Genomic DNA, 14,467 nt, shown 5'->3' with positions numbered 1-14,467 from the left:
ACCTTATTTTTTTGCTGAGAGATAAACCCCAACCAAAACAATCAACGCCCCTAATACTTGAATTGGCGTAAGCATTTCATTATCTAGAAAACCCCAAAAGAAAGCTATTATAGGAATTAAATAAGTTACAGAAGTTGCAAATACCGGCGAAGACATTTGTATTAGTTTAAAGAATAAAACATTAGCAATTCCAGTCCCCACTACTCCAAGAACAACTATAAACCAAATAGAATACTGCACTTTATCGTCATACATTACGTCCTGAAATCCGGAGAAACTTAATATTACAATTGCAGGAACCAATAGTACCATAAAATTACCCGTAGTAATACTCAGCGAACTTAAATCTGATAAGTATCTTTTTATCAAGTTTACATTGATAGCATAACAAAGAGACGCTACAACCACTAAAACAGCATAATAATAATTTTGCTCAGGATGACTCATTGCTCCATTAAAAACCAGAAGCAAACATCCTATTAACCCAATAAAAACTCCGATAATTTGTCGCCTCTGAAATTGCATTCCAAAGATAACCGCTCCTATTATCAATGTATTTAATGGAGTCAACGAATTTAAGATTGCGGTAATCGAGCTATCAATTTCTGTTTCGGCAATGGCAAAAAGATAAGCAGGCGTAAATGTTCCAAAGAAAGAAGTTAACGCAATAAATTTCCATTGACGTTGCGGAATTTTAGCCAAACTTTTAAAACCAATCAATAATAAAAATAAGGCAGCAAAAATAATTCGCAAAGACCCCAACTGAATCGCAGTTAAGCCTATTAATCCTTTTTTTATCAAAATAAAAGAACTTCCCCAAACCAAGGCTAATACCGTTAAATAAACCCACTTTAATTGTTTTGAATCCATACTATCTGTTTTGCAGCAAAATTGTAATAATTTTATGAATTACCCATTCGTTTTTTATTAATTTTGCAAATAAATCCTGTTGTAAATTATTAAAATAAACTATATGAAAATCGTAAAATCAATCGCAGTTATAGCAATTGCTAGCCTTTTGTTCATAAGCTGTAAAAAGAACGAAACAGAAACTACACCTGTTGCAACTACAGAAGCTGCTACTCCAAAAGTGCATAAAGAAATCGCTGCTCAAAATGTGCAAACTGCAAGTTTTGAAATCGAAGGAATGACTTGCGCAATGGGATGTGCAAAAACTATCGAAAGCGAATTAGCTGACCTTGATGGTGTACAAGATGCTAAAGTAGATTTTGACAAAAAAACTGCTACTGTAACTTTTGACAAAACTGTTCAAAATCCAGATAACTTAACTAAAATAGTTCAAGCCACTGGTGACGGAAAAACATATAAAGTTTCAAACATGAAATCGTAATTCAAACGATTTTAAGAACACAAAAAAAAGAGCATTCAAAACGAATGCTCTTTTTTTGTACCTGTATATATTGTAATTACTTCCATTTAATAGTTTCCATTAAATGCTGCATATCATTTTTAATATAACTCGCTGCCGGCATGATTGAATCAAAATTAGGCTTTGCGTAAAAATAAACCGAACCAGTCACAAAATGCTTAATACTGTCTGTGATGTAAAATTGAGAGTTTGTAGCAGCGTTTCCGTCAACTTGATAAAACATACCATACGTTTTCTTATCAGGGTTTAAATAGGGTTGCTCTAATATATCATCTGCTTTTATAACATGTTCGTAGGTTAGCTTCTGAGCATCTTTCAATAATTTATTAATATCATTATTGACAGGTTTGTAAGTAAGATAAATAGTCGCTTTCATTTTTGGATATGAAATCGTGAACCCACAATCTTTTTCTCCTTTTATAACGGCATCTCCATTTATTTCAAAACTAAAAGGACACTGATTCTCAAAATTTACATATTTAGCTTCCGCATAATCCAATCTCAGATAACTTGCTGGTTTAGGCACAACATCATCTTTACAACTTACTACAGTCAATGTTATTATAAAAAGCGTGATTATGGCAATTGATTTTTTAAGCATTATTATTATTCTATTGTTACTTTTATTTGTTTTATTCTTTTACTATCCACCGATTCTATTGTAAAAATACAGTTTTGAAAGGCAATTTTCTGATTCTTCTTTGGAAAATTACCTATAATCTCCAAAATAAAACCTCCCAATGTTTCGGCTTCTCCTTTTTGTATTTCAAATAAATCTTCATCAACATCTATAATTCTATAAAAGTCTTTTAGATTTATCTTTCCTTCAAACAGGTAATTCTTATCATCAATTTGAGAAAAATTAATGTGTTCATCATCAAACTCATCACTTATATCCCCTACTATTTCTTCAATTACATCCTCTAAAGAAACCAATCCAGAAGTTCCACCATATTCATCAACAACGATTGCTAAATGGCTTTTCATACTCTGAAAATCTTTCAATAGATTATCTAACTTCTTATTCTCCGGCACAAAAAATGGCTCACGAATAAGTGTAACCCAATCAAAATCTTTCTTATCTATATAAGGAAGCAAGTCCTTTACAAACAAAACTCCTTCAATCTGATCAATATTATCTCTGTAAACTGGAATTCTAGAATATCCTTTTTCGATAATTTTAGGATATATTGCTTCAAAAGATTCCGAAATCTCTAATGCAAAAATATCAATTCTCGGACTCATCACTTGCTTTGTGTCTGTATTTCCAAAAGAAACAATCCCTTCTAATATTTTTTGCTCTTCAGTTGACGTATCATCTGAATCGGTAAGTTCTAAAGCTTGAGACAATTGACCCACTGAAAAACTCGTTTTTTGTTTTCCCAATTTATTATGCAAATATACCGTTGCCGAACGCATTGGCAAACTTATAGGAGAAAGCAATTTATCTAGCAAAGCTAATGGATATGCCACACGTTGTGCAAATTTAAGATTATTACGACTCGCATAGACCTTTGGTAAAATTTCACCAAAAAACAAAATCAAAGAAGTAACTAGAATCACTTCTAGAATAAATTTTAAAACAGGAGAAATAACTGCACCAAAAATATCTCGACCTACAAAAGAGAACAAGATAACAACTCCAATATTAATAAAATTATTGGCTACAAGAAGTGTCGCTAAAAGCTTTTTGGGTTTATCCAAAAGGTTAGAGATAATTCTTCCTTTGGATGCGTTTTGTTGTACTGCCTCATCAATATCTTTTTGAGACAACGAAAAAAGTGCTACTTCGGCGCCGGAAACAATGGCCGAACAAAAAAGTAAAATAAAAATTCCAAGAAAACCAACAATAAGGTTAGTATCTAAGGTGTTTGCAACGTATAAACTGGGCTCTGGGTCCAAATTAAAAAGAATTAGTTAAACAATCAGAATGGCAAATCATTTATTGGTAAGCCATCATTCGAAGCGTCAAAGTTAGTGTTTTTTGACGATTCTGGAGAAGGATTCTGCTTCTGCCCTTCAGTCTCTTTTTTAGTAGTCAAGAAAGTAAACTCAGTTACCTGAATCTCTGTCGTATGTTTCGTCGAACCATCTTCGGCTTGCCATTGGCGCGACTTTATCCTACCTTCGATATATATCTTATCTCCTTTTGATAAATATTTTTCACAAATTTCTGCGGCTTTATTACGCACAACCAAATTATGCCACTCCGTAGAAGTGATCTTTTCATTGGTTGTTTTGTTAATATAAACCTCATTAGTTGCCAATTGAAATCGCCCAATGCAATTCCCACCATCAAAATAATGCATTTTTACATCGTCACCTAAATGACCTATCAACATCACTTTATTTAATGTTCCGTTCATGACTTAACTATTGTATTTCTATCAAAGATACATTTTTTTTCTAAAAATTATTACACCACTAACAATTCCTTTCATACATAAAGCATAAATAAAACTCAGAAGCCATGAAGAATTGCTTGTACAAAAAAAATGCTTTTTAAAAGATAAAATTAAAAAGAACAAGAAAACCCAACATTGACGAAACCAGGCAAAGAACTGTATTGTGTTTCTTCAAAATAAGACTCTCTATTCACTACTCTTAATCTTGTATTGTTATCTTTTATATTCAGAATATTGACGCCTCTAATTGTAAAACTCCACTTTTTAATTTTGTAACTAAGACTAGGATTCAGTTCTAAAATATTTTTTTGCACAGAATTATTAGAATCAAAATGAATGAATTTATTCTCTAATTCCCAATTAATTTTTTCGTTTAAAATCAAACCATTAAATCTCATAAAAACCGAAGTCTTTTTTAAGCCATTCATTTCATTATTAGGACTATACCTAGATTCATTAATAACATATTCTGCCCCAAAATTAACATTAAAAACACTAGACTTAAAATAAGACAATAGATTGACCTCCATTTTACTTTGGGTAGAGCTAAAATCAACACTCCCATTATTTATAAAAGATTCTTGTTTAGAATTAGAATACAAAGCCTCCATTTTTATTGCCCAAGGAATCTTTTTCATTTTTTTTTCAATCGTAAAAAACAAATAATAAGAATCATCTAGTTCAATATACTCATACTCCCTAACCGATAAATTATTCGTATTGAGCGAATTATAACCTATAGACTTTTCTTTGTTTGTATATATTGCTCCAAAAAATGAAATAACACTATGATCGCTATTAGAGTATGAACTCGTTAAACTAAAAGTGTTTTTTGGTAAAATAGCATCATAAAGAATACTACCATTCTTTAAAACAGTTCTGTAGTCTTGAAGATAAAATCCAGAAATCAACTTATCTATTGCTGGATTTGAGAAGTCTCTTTTATAACCAATATTAATCGTTTTGTTGGGGCTAAATTCGTAATTAAAACTTCCGAAGGGAAGGAACGTGAATATGTTTTCTTTTTCTGAATTAAAATTTAAAGTGGCCTGCGAAAGTCGAAATCCAACTGAATAACTAATACTGTTTCGTTTTTTCTTACTGAAGTTAAGTCCAATATAATTTTTAGAAGTTGTAAGATTTTGTTCAGAATTAAAATTTGGATTTAATTCGTTTAAAAAGAAGTTTAGTGAATCAAAATTAGAAGCCGAGCCAGCATTAAGAACAAATGTCCCTATTTCTTTTTTAATTATAAAATTAGAATTGATCCCAATTGCATTCGAATATCCTTCGGTTTTCTGAAGCGCATCAAAAGTATCATTAAAATTCAAACCTAAAAATGGCATATTTGAATTCAGCCATAAATCTTTTTTAAAACTTGTAAAATCTGTATATAGATCGTATTCAAAAAGAATTTTGCTATTCAGTTTTATTTTATGATTAAAAAATTGACCAATATTTGTATTGAAATTATTTTTATCTTCATTAAAATTTGTACGTATCGTATTTGATTTATTATCAATTAAGCTGTTTTGTTTTTCTCTATTATAATTTACCGAAATCACATAATTATAATAGTTTCTATCGTTTGGTTTAGATTCGTATTGTATACGATTAGTATTAAAGAGTAAATAACCATCGAGAACTGAATTTTTATCTACAACAAAATCATTCTTATCAGAAAAAAAAGTTTGTTTTGATTGCAAAAATTCATTTTGATTGATTTGGTTTAAAATCGATATTCCTTGTATCTTACTGGTTTTTGAAAGCTTATCACTAAAGTTGATAGAATAAAACTGAATATCCTTTTTACTAACATCATCTGTTGAAAACAAAAAAGACGGAATATTTTCATCTACAGAAAATGTATTTGCCTGATTTATATTTGCAACATCATTCTTGACTCCTTTTTTTAATTCTAAGTAATCATTAACTGTAAATGAAGGATTATTTGTATTATTGAGATCCGAAATAAAATTCAATTTAACCTTACTTGCGAAATTATAGATATTATTATGTTGCCGAAAACGATTTTTCACTCCATACTCGGCATCAACATTCCCTTTGAAAGTATTTTTAAACTCATTTTTTATAGAAATATTCAATGCAGTTCTTGTGGCATTATCGAAACCTGCCATTGAAGATAGATTTTTAAAATTTTTCAGCACCTCAATTTTTTCAATCATTTCAGATTTAATATTCTCAGTTGCCAATTGATGCTGAGTACCAAAAAACTCATCTCCTTCTATCAATAAATCATCAATTTTTTTTCCTTTATATTTTATTTTACCGTCATTATCTATTTTAATTCCAGGAAGCTTTTTTAGCACATCTTTCAACTTTTGTTCTGACCCGTTTAATAATTTTTTAAGATTAAATGTAACCGTATCGTTTTTATCAACAACATCTCTGAAATCAGCTTTAATAACAACCTCTTTCATTTTAATAATTTCCTCTTTTAAGATAATTTTTTTTTCTAACAACAACTTATCTTCTGAGTTCGTAAATTCAAGTAAAAATGGTTTATAACCAATATAATTAGCCTTTAGAACAAAGCTTTTAATGTTACTATCATTTGATACTAATTCAAAAGCCCCTACCTTATTAGATTGCTTAAAATCAATTAGAGAATTGTCTAATTTATTATACAGCCTTACATTGACTAATGCAACAGGATTTTGTAGTGAATCATTAATTGTCCCTTTTATTACTGTTTGTCCTTTTACCGGAAGAAATACAAAAATTAAAATAATCAATAGCGTAAATCGCATAAATACTTTTTATTACCTAATGAACGATTATACTTGTTACAGTTTTTGTAGTATTGCCTTTTACTTCAGTCGTGGTACCCGATTTTAATTTACTAATACCGTCTTTCACATAGGTTTCTACCTCCGCCATAGTAAAGGTTTTGTCTGCTATTTTAGGTTTCACAATCACTATCGGTTCTTTTTTCACCTCTAGGCTTGTTGCAACGTATTCGTAATAGGCTGTTCCAACATATAAAATAAGCCCCGGAAGTCCATTAAATTTGTCTGGCCCTGCACTTACAGCAATATCTTCTGTAAACCAAGCTGTAAAATAATAGCCAAAAGCTTCTGAAATTGCTTTTTTACATTCGAACCCATTTATATTTTTTGTCTCATTTGTAATTTTCCAGTCCCATTTTAACAAATGATCCTGTCCATAAAAATCTTTACCGTTATAAATCTTAAACAATAATTCATCGGTATTAAAATCTGCGTAATACCATTTTTCAAGATGTCTTTGAGTAATCCTATAAGACTTCTCTTCTCTTTCGTTTTTTGTGTCAATTTCCTTAATACTATCCACATTTTTTACCTCAGAAGTATTCTTGTAAAATGAAATCCCATTACTATATTCCAAAATATAATTGTGAATTGCTAATGCATTAGCTCTAGCAAATTCAGGAGTTGCCTCTAGTTTCTCTTTACTTATTATTCTTTTTTCAATGTAATTTACTACCACAGATTGAGAATAACCTATTGTATAAATACAAAACACCGATATCACAAAAGCAATCTTCATAATCTAATTTTTTAAGTTTAATTTAATTCTGAATTTTAAACGCTTTTATTCTCATCAGAAACATTAACATTACGAAATAAAGAAACGAATAAAAAACTTACAATTGATAGATTATTATTTAAAATTCAAAAAACAGAACCTTTATAGGTGTAAACCCTAAACAATTCAGTTTAATCATATTATACTGACTCAATAAAATTATGAATCACTATAGGAAAAGGATATGTTTTTAAATCCTGTGCATTAATACCTTTTGAAATTGTCTCGCTAATTTTGATTTTCCAGAACTTAATATACAAATGCTGATGTGATAATTTATGAATGATACTTTTTGGATTACACTCCTCTATTCCTATAATAGAATGCGTGGAAAAAAACTCTTCTTTAATATAAGAAGCCACAAAATCAAAGTCTTTCTCAGTATCTGTTTCTAATAACGGAAACTCATATAGATTATGCCATATGCCTTTTGCAGTTCTTTTTTGTAAAACCGTATTACCAATTCCATCCTCAACTACTAAATAATTAAAGAATCGAGTCGTTACTTTTATCTTTTTTGATTTCACAGGGAGCACGTCGACTTTTTTCTTCTGCAATGCCAAACAGCTTTCATTGAACACACAAATCGAACAATTTGGACTTTTAGGCACACATTGTAAAGCGCCAAACTCCATTATAGCTTGATTAAAAATTGCCGGATTATCTTTTGGCATCAATTCATAAGCCAAAGCGGCAAATTCTTTTTTAGCCGAAGCTACAGCAATATCCGTTTCTACATCAAAGTAACGTGATAAAACACGAAATACATTTCCATCAACAACCGGAACAGCTTCATTATAAGAAAAGGATGCAATAGCTGCTGCGGTGTACTCGCCTACTCCTTTTAATTTTAGTAACTCTAAATACGTTTTAGGAAAAACACCATTTAAATCATTCGCAATAAATTTTGCAGTCTGATGGAGATTTCTAGCTCTCGAATAATAACCCAAACCCTGCCAAAGTTTCAAAACTTGCTCTTCATCGGCGTTTGCCAAATCAAAAACCGTAGGAAATGCATTTAAAAAAGATAAAAAATAAGGCATTCCTTGTGCTACTCGAGTCTGTTGTAACATTATTTCTGATAGCCAAATAGGGTAAGAATCAACAGTATTTCGCCATGGTAAATCGCGTTTATTTTGTAAATACCATTTTATCAATTGTTTAGAAAAACTCATCATTAAATATTAGACCACAAAAGTAAAAGTTTATGTAATTAAAATTTAACGAATTAGCTTGAATATTTGTTTTTTTAATTCCTATATTTGCAAACTCAAAAAATAGTATACCATTATAAATAGGAAAGAAAATGACGAAAGCAGATATCGTAGCGAAAATTTCAGAAAAGTTGGGTCTTGAAAAAGGTGACGTACAAGCAACTGTAGAAACTTTTATGAATGAAGTAAAAACTTCATTAGAAACTGGAGACAATGTTTATTTAAGAGGGTTTGGTAGTTTTATTGTAAAAACCAGAGCTGAAAAGACTGGAAGAAACATTTCTAAAAATACCACTATTAAAATTCCAGCACACAACATTCCTGCGTTTAAGCCTGCAAAAGTTTTCGTAGAAGGAGTAAAGATAAATAACGAAGCAAAATAACACTATTAATTAATCATAAAATCGATACGATATGCCAAGTGGTAAAAAAAGAAAGAGACATAAGGTAGCAACTCACAAACGTAAAAAAAGAGCGAGAGCTAACCGTCACAAGAAGAAAAAGTAGTTTTAAACTACTTTTTTCTTTTTAACCGTTCATTGAAATTGGAAATTAGTTTAAGTAAACAGTCAAAGTATGCAGCGTAATTGTTAAACTGCAAACTGCCACTGAAAACTGCAAATTAAAATCCCCCGGGTTCAATACCTGTTAAATTATTGTTTAATCCATCCTTACAATTCAGTTATGAGTTATATGTTATGAGTTTAAGAGTTGCAAAAGCTATGAACTGAAAACTGTGAACTGAAAACTAAAAAGTTCGGATAAAAATTTACAAATGAATAAAGAATTAATCATTAGATCAAGTTCTGATTTCGTAGATTTTGCCTTATTAAAAGATGGAAAACTAATTGAATTACACAAGGAAGAAGAGAAAAGCAATTTTCAAGTTGGCGATATTTTTATAGCCAAAATAAGGAAACCAGTTGCTGGACTTAATGCTGCTTTTGTAAATGTTGGCTTTGAAAAAGATGCCTTTTTACATTATCACGATTTAGGACCTAACTTAGCTTCTCAATTGAAATTCATAAAACTTGTAAGCGCAGGTAAATTAAAAGATTTCTCCCTAAAAACCTTTCAGTTTGAAAAAGAGATTGATAAAGACGGCACCATTACTGATATTTTAAGTGCTAATCAATCTGTTTTAGTACAAGTCGTAAAAGAACCAATATCTACTAAAGGTCCAAGAATTAGTGCAGAACTATCTTTGGCTGGACGTTTTATTGTTCTAGTTCCTTTTTCTGATCGTGTTTCTATTTCACAAAAAATAGAAGACAAAAAAGAAAAGGATCGATTAAAAAAACTTGTATTATCGATCAAACCTAAAGGATTTGGTGTTATTGTTCGCACAGTAGCCGAAGGCAAAAACGTAGCCGAATTAGAAAAAGATTTGCAGAACCTGCTTAGCAGATGGACTGCAATGTGTAAAAAATTACCAACTGCTCATCATCCATCTAAGGTATTAGGAGAACTCAATAGAGCTTCTTCAATATTGAGAGATGTATTTAATGATACCTTTAGTGGTATTCAAATTGATGATGAAGAGTTGTACCATCAAACGAAGGACTATCTGCAAGAAATTGCTCCTTCAAAACAATCGATTGTTAAGTTTTATCAATCAAATGATACTCCAATTTTCGAGAAATACAACATTGAGAGACAAATCAAAACTTCATTTGGAAGAACTGTTTCTATGAGCAAAGGGGCGTATCTTATTATCGAACATACTGAAGCTTTACACGTTATAGACGTAAATAGCGGAAACCGTTCTAATAAGGCCACTAATCAAGAAGATACAGCCATGGAAGTCAATATGATTGCCGCTGCCGAAATCGCAAGACAATTACGTTTGCGCGATATGGGTGGAATAATCGTAGTAGATTTTATCGATATGTCTAACCCTGAAAATAGGAAGATTTTGTTCGACTTCTTGCGAGAAGAAATGAGCGACGATAAAGCAAAACATAAAATCTTACCGCCTAGCAAATTTGGATTAGTTCAAATTACAAGACAAAGAGTAAGACCCGAAGTAAACATTAAAACTAGAGAAGAGAATCCAAACAATGAAAATGGCGAAATTGAAGCGCCAATTTTAATCATTGATAAAATTACTTCTGATTTAGAAAGACATTTAAAAACCCACAAAAAAGTTGTGCTTAACACACATCCATTTGTGGCTGCATACCTCAGTAAAGGTTTTCCATCAATACGTTCAAAATGGTTTTTTGAATATAAAAAATGGGTGAAAATTATACCTCGTGACGCTTACACGTATTTAGAATATCATTTCTATGATAAAGATGGAAATGTTATTAAAGAATAAAACGAAAAACCGCCTCTCTAAAGATTGGCGGTTTTTTTGTACCTATTACTCAACAAAATCAGACACCTTCAAATACCACAAATAAGCAGATTAAGTCAAGTTGTCTTTCTATATTTTAATTCTATTTAATTTTACACTCATCAAAGCATTACCAAAAAGTGATGTGATTTATACTATTCCCGTACAACCTCAACTTTTCGTCTAATTTCGTTTCCTAATTCATCTACAACAGTAACATAATGAAACCCGGCAGTCATTACAATTGGTTTCTCATGAAATACTTTAGTAACTCCTTTATACACATTATCTACATACCAAAACAACTGACTTTCTCTTTGTGAATAAGCCACTCTAAATATTACTGGTTGCACTTCACTATTAAAATTTTTGGTCAGATATATTTTGCTATTGCTTTTAGGATAAATAAAATCCATAGAAGCTGTTTGTGTCCCTACACAATTATCTCTAAAAGGTGGTAATGGCATATATTCAATATGCTTGCCTTTGTAGTACCACGCCATAACAGGAGGCAAGACAAACCAATTTTTCACAACCATATTATCTACACTTTCACAACTACTATTTACCTGAAACTTTTCGGTTTGATTCAAATGTACTGTTTTATGATAGGGACAAATTGAAGTTGTTTTTCCTTTTAAAGAAACCCATTGTTTAATTTTCGGACAGCCTTCTTTGGCTAAATACCCACTTAAGCGACAAACCTCAACCTCATCCAAATCCTTGTACGGAGTAGTAAACCATTTTTGTCTAGGCAATAAATTAAATATATCAAACAAAATTGGCGCTGCACTTGTAACACCAGTTAATGTCGGTCTTCCCTCCCCTGTAGCATTTCCTACCCAAACTCCAACTACATATCTAGAATTTGTACCTATCGCCCAAGCATCACGATTACCAAAGCTTGTACCTGTTTTCCATGCAATCTTAAGCGAACTGTCATAAAATTTCCAAGCTTCGTCTCCTTCTGGCCTATTTACCTCTTCCATGGCGTTATAGGTTAACCAAATCGAACCAGCGCCTAATATGTTCTTTTGAGTGCTTTCGCCTCCAAAATCAGCCTTTAAATCGTTATCATAATTTAGTTCCGTAAATTCATTTGTTCGGTATTTACCATTGCTTTTATTAAAATAATTCACTGTTGATGACATACCCGCATAACTGCGACACAAATCCCATAAATTGCTTTCGGCTCCCCCAAGAATAAGCGACAATCCATAATGCTCTGCTGGCTTTGAAATATTTTTCAGTTTAAACTTTTGCAGTTCTTCGTAAAATTTATTTACTCCAAAATCCTGTAACATCAAAACTGATGGAATATTAAGCGAACGCGATAAGGCACGATGAGCCGGCACAGCTCCATCATAGGTTAAATTAAAATTTTGTGGTGTATATCCAGCAATTTGAGTTGGCACATCGGCAACCAAAGTATTAGGTAATATTTCCCCATCATCTAGCATTGCAGCATATAACAAAGGCTTTAAAATACTTCCTGTACTTCTTGGCGCATCGATTATATCAACATCTTTTTGATGATCGCTATCTGTGGGTGAATTTCCGATATAACTGATTATATTTCTATTAGAAACATCAATTACCAAAATAGCCAAATTACTAACTTCATTCTGCTTGTACTGATTGTAATAATATTTTGCAATTTGATTTACTCTGTTCTGTAAAGCAAATTCAACTGTTGTTTTTACCCTTGCTCCTTCCTGATTTTTAGCAACTCGCTGTAATAAATGAGGTGCTATTTGTGGCAAATCATAGGGCTTTTTAGGCAAAGGCTCTTCTATAGCAAGTTCATACGTTTGCTTATCAATTATTCCTTCCTGATTAAGCTTACGCAAAAGACGATTACGCTTCTTTAATAATTTTACCTGATTCTTTCCTGGATAAATTAAACTCGGCGCATTTGGCAAAACGGCTAAAGTTGCATTTTCTGCCCACGACAATTGATTTGATTTAACTCCAAAATACCTCCATGAGGCCATTTCGAGACCTACCACATTTCCGCCAAAAGGGGCATGCGCAGCATATAATTCTAAAATTGCATCTTTTGAATATCCCAACTCCAATCTTGTTGCTAGGACAACTTCGATAAGTTTTTCAAAATAAGTTCTTCCCTTACCTTTACGTGATAATCGGATTACTTGCTGTGTAAGTGTGCTTCCTCCACGAACAACCTTCCCCGCTTTTCTATTTTGCTTAATCGCATTTACCATAGCAACTGGATTAAACCCCGGATGCTTATAGAAGTACTCATCTTCAAAATAAACGATACATTTTTTAAATTTATCTGGAACACTATCCTGAGCAGGAAAACGCCATTGCCCATCGCGAGCAATTTTCGCCCCCAATAATTCCCCTTCCTTACTCTCGATAACTGTAGAATAAGGCTCTTGAAATAAAGTTCGTGGCAACGAAAAATAATAAATCACCACTAACAAAAATGCTAGTAGTGATTTTATCTTATTCTGTTTAATCCAATTTATAATGCGTTGGAAGAATGCTTTTAATTTATTTTTCAAAACAAATGAAACTATTTTTTATCCTAACAGGTTTCCAAAACCTGTTAGGTATATTTTTAAATTTACGAAGAGATCTTACTCGTCCATTTTATCAACATCGCCAATTACTCCCTCATAAACAATTCTTCTTTCATCATGACAAAACTTAAAATTTTCTAACCCATCAAATAATTCAAGAATATAGTTTCTATCGACATTACTCAGCTTATCAGATAAATAGGAACGATAGGAAGAATGCGAATAAGACTCAAAATTCTTTGTAAACTTATGTTTGACAGGATTCAAATGAACATAAATAATCAATTGTTTTAAATAAGCTTCGTTTTCTATTCTGTTTCTTTGCAAATGCTCTTGAAACAAACTTCCTGTTCTATTATAAGCTTTATTTATACTTTTAGAATATGAATTAAATAAGTGCGAGAAAGGGAGATGCAATTTCTCTTTTATTTTTTCAGGTAATTCGTTTTCATCCTTAATTCTTAATACAATATGAAAATGATTTTTAAGTAAACAATAGGCATAAATATCTACGGCAGGCAAAAGATATTTCTTCATTTTTTCAAGAAAATAAATATAATTTCTCCCCTCAATAAATATATCCTCCCTATTATTTCCTCTATTATATACATGATAGTACTGTCCTGACTCAAAAACATCTTTATCCATTGTAACTTATTCTTTTACCCTAAAATTTTCTAAACTTGATATACATTTTACTTAGACACAACTAATGAAAACTAAAAAGCATTCCTAACAGGTTTTGGAAACCTGTTAGGATACACCTTATTTCACAACCTCAAACCAGAATTCTTTTGTTCGTGCTAAGAAGGTATTATCATACATTGCTTCACATTCCTATCTAAGTAAAACTAATAAAACTGAAAAGTATACCTAACAGGTTACGGAAACCTGTTAGGATATGAGACTTATTTCACAACCTCAAACCAGAATCCTTTAGTTTGTGCTAAGAAGGTATTATCATACATTGCTTCGCTTTCCAA

The 14,467-nt window shown here is 31.5% G+C and carries 12 protein-coding genes; 3 read left to right on the top strand and 9 right to left on the bottom strand.

The annotated features are described in order from the left end of the window. Positions 1-3 precede the first annotated feature (3 nt). Positions 4-870: a DMT family transporter gene (locus tag QWY99_RS01645; RefSeq protein ID WP_290260212.1), complete on the bottom strand. Its 867-nt coding sequence runs from the start codon at positions 868-870 to the stop codon at positions 4-6. Between the two features lie 103 nt (positions 871-973). On the opposite strand from QWY99_RS01645, the gene QWY99_RS01640 reads away from it, so the two are divergent. Further along, complete coding sequence (locus QWY99_RS01640) at positions 974-1,351, top strand: heavy-metal-associated domain-containing protein (protein WP_290260210.1); 378 nt, start codon at positions 974-976, stop codon at positions 1,349-1,351. 76 nt (positions 1,352-1,427) lie between these two features. On the opposite strand, the gene gldD is transcribed toward QWY99_RS01640, so the two are convergent. From gldD to mutY, 6 genes are all read right to left on the bottom strand, one after another. Then, the gene (gene gldD / locus QWY99_RS01635; protein ID WP_290260208.1) at positions 1,428-1,991 is read right to left on the bottom strand and encodes a gliding motility lipoprotein GldD; all 564 of its coding nucleotides are present in this window, start codon (positions 1,989-1,991) and stop codon (positions 1,428-1,430) included. A 5-nt stretch (positions 1,992-1,996) separates the two neighbouring features. Further along, complete coding sequence (locus QWY99_RS01630; RefSeq protein ID WP_290260205.1) at positions 1,997-3,292, bottom strand: gliding motility-associated protein GldE; 1,296 nt, start codon at positions 3,290-3,292, stop codon at positions 1,997-1,999. Positions 3,293-3,315: 23 nt separating this feature from the next. Further along, on the bottom strand, positions 3,316-3,756 hold the full coding sequence (locus QWY99_RS01625) for a single-stranded DNA-binding protein (protein ID WP_290260203.1): 441 nt from the start codon (positions 3,754-3,756) through the stop codon (positions 3,316-3,318). 149 nt (positions 3,757-3,905) lie between these two features. Beyond that, positions 3,906-6,566: a peptidase associated/transthyretin-like domain-containing protein gene (locus QWY99_RS01620; protein ID WP_290260201.1), complete on the bottom strand. Its 2,661-nt coding sequence runs from the start codon at positions 6,564-6,566 to the stop codon at positions 3,906-3,908. 16 nt (positions 6,567-6,582) lie between these two features. Then, positions 6,583-7,344 (bottom strand): GLPGLI family protein, encoded by a 762-nt coding sequence (locus QWY99_RS01615; protein WP_290260200.1) that lies wholly within the window; start codon positions 7,342-7,344, stop codon positions 6,583-6,585. Between the two features lie 179 nt (positions 7,345-7,523). Then, positions 7,524-8,558, bottom strand: coding sequence for an A/G-specific adenine glycosylase (gene mutY, locus QWY99_RS01610; protein WP_290260198.1), 1,035 nt, complete (start codon positions 8,556-8,558; stop codon positions 7,524-7,526). Between the two features lie 131 nt (positions 8,559-8,689). Here mutY and QWY99_RS01605 point away from each other — a divergent pair, with 131 nt between their 5' ends. Both QWY99_RS01605 and QWY99_RS01600 read left to right on the top strand, forming a co-directional pair. After that, positions 8,690-8,980: an HU family DNA-binding protein gene (locus QWY99_RS01605; protein ID WP_039112429.1), complete on the top strand. Its 291-nt coding sequence runs from the start codon at positions 8,690-8,692 to the stop codon at positions 8,978-8,980. A gap of 392 nt (positions 8,981-9,372) precedes the next feature. Next, on the top strand, positions 9,373-10,917 hold the full coding sequence (locus tag QWY99_RS01600) for an Rne/Rng family ribonuclease (RefSeq protein ID WP_290260185.1): 1,545 nt from the start codon (positions 9,373-9,375) through the stop codon (positions 10,915-10,917). 173 nt (positions 10,918-11,090) lie between these two features. Here QWY99_RS01600 and pbpC read toward each other — a convergent pair whose 3' ends face one another. Both pbpC and QWY99_RS01590 read right to left on the bottom strand, forming a co-directional pair. Continuing rightward, positions 11,091-13,466 (bottom strand): penicillin-binding protein 1C, encoded by a 2,376-nt coding sequence (gene pbpC, locus QWY99_RS01595; protein WP_290260183.1) that lies wholly within the window; start codon positions 13,464-13,466, stop codon positions 11,091-11,093. A gap of 75 nt (positions 13,467-13,541) precedes the next feature. After that, positions 13,542-14,021, bottom strand: coding sequence for a transposase (locus QWY99_RS01590; RefSeq protein ID WP_353960564.1), 480 nt, complete (start codon positions 14,019-14,021; stop codon positions 13,542-13,544). Positions 14,022-14,467 lie beyond the last annotated feature (446 nt).

This window comes from Flavobacterium branchiarum (genome assembly GCF_030409845.1).
GTDB classification, from domain to species: Bacteria; Bacteroidota; Bacteroidia; order Flavobacteriales; family Flavobacteriaceae; genus Flavobacterium; species Flavobacterium branchiarum.
Note: the sequence above shows the minus strand (reverse complement) of the source record. Positions and strands in the feature narration are given on the sequence as shown.

Excerpts from the sequence above, each read along its gene's own strand:
- QWY99_RS01625 (WP_290260203.1), bottom strand. The coding sequence starts at position 3,756 with ATGAACGGAACATTAAATAAAGTGATGTTGATAGGTCATTTAGGTGAC.
- QWY99_RS01640 (WP_290260210.1), top strand. The coding sequence starts at position 974 with ATGAAAATCGTAAAATCAATCGCAGTTATAGCAATTGCTAGCCTTTTG.
- gldD (WP_290260208.1), bottom strand. The coding sequence starts at position 1,991 with ATGCTTAAAAAATCAATTGCCATAATCACGCTTTTTATAATAACATTG.
- mutY (WP_290260198.1), bottom strand. The coding sequence starts at position 8,558 with ATGAGTTTTTCTAAACAATTGATAAAATGGTATTTACAAAATAAACGC.
- QWY99_RS01620 (WP_290260201.1), bottom strand. The coding sequence starts at position 6,566 with ATGCGATTTACGCTATTGATTATTTTAATTTTTGTATTTCTTCCGGTA.
- QWY99_RS01590 (WP_353960564.1), bottom strand. The coding sequence starts at position 14,021 with ATGAAGAAATATCTTTTGCCTGCCGTAGATATTTATGCCTATTGTTTA.
- QWY99_RS01600 (WP_290260185.1), top strand. The coding sequence starts at position 9,373 with ATGAATAAAGAATTAATCATTAGATCAAGTTCTGATTTCGTAGATTTT.
- QWY99_RS01645 (WP_290260212.1), bottom strand. The coding sequence starts at position 870 with ATGGATTCAAAACAATTAAAGTGGGTTTATTTAACGGTATTAGCCTTG.
- QWY99_RS01605 (WP_039112429.1), top strand. The coding sequence starts at position 8,690 with ATGACGAAAGCAGATATCGTAGCGAAAATTTCAGAAAAGTTGGGTCTT.
- QWY99_RS01615 (WP_290260200.1), bottom strand. The coding sequence starts at position 7,344 with ATGAAGATTGCTTTTGTGATATCGGTGTTTTGTATTTATACAATAGGT.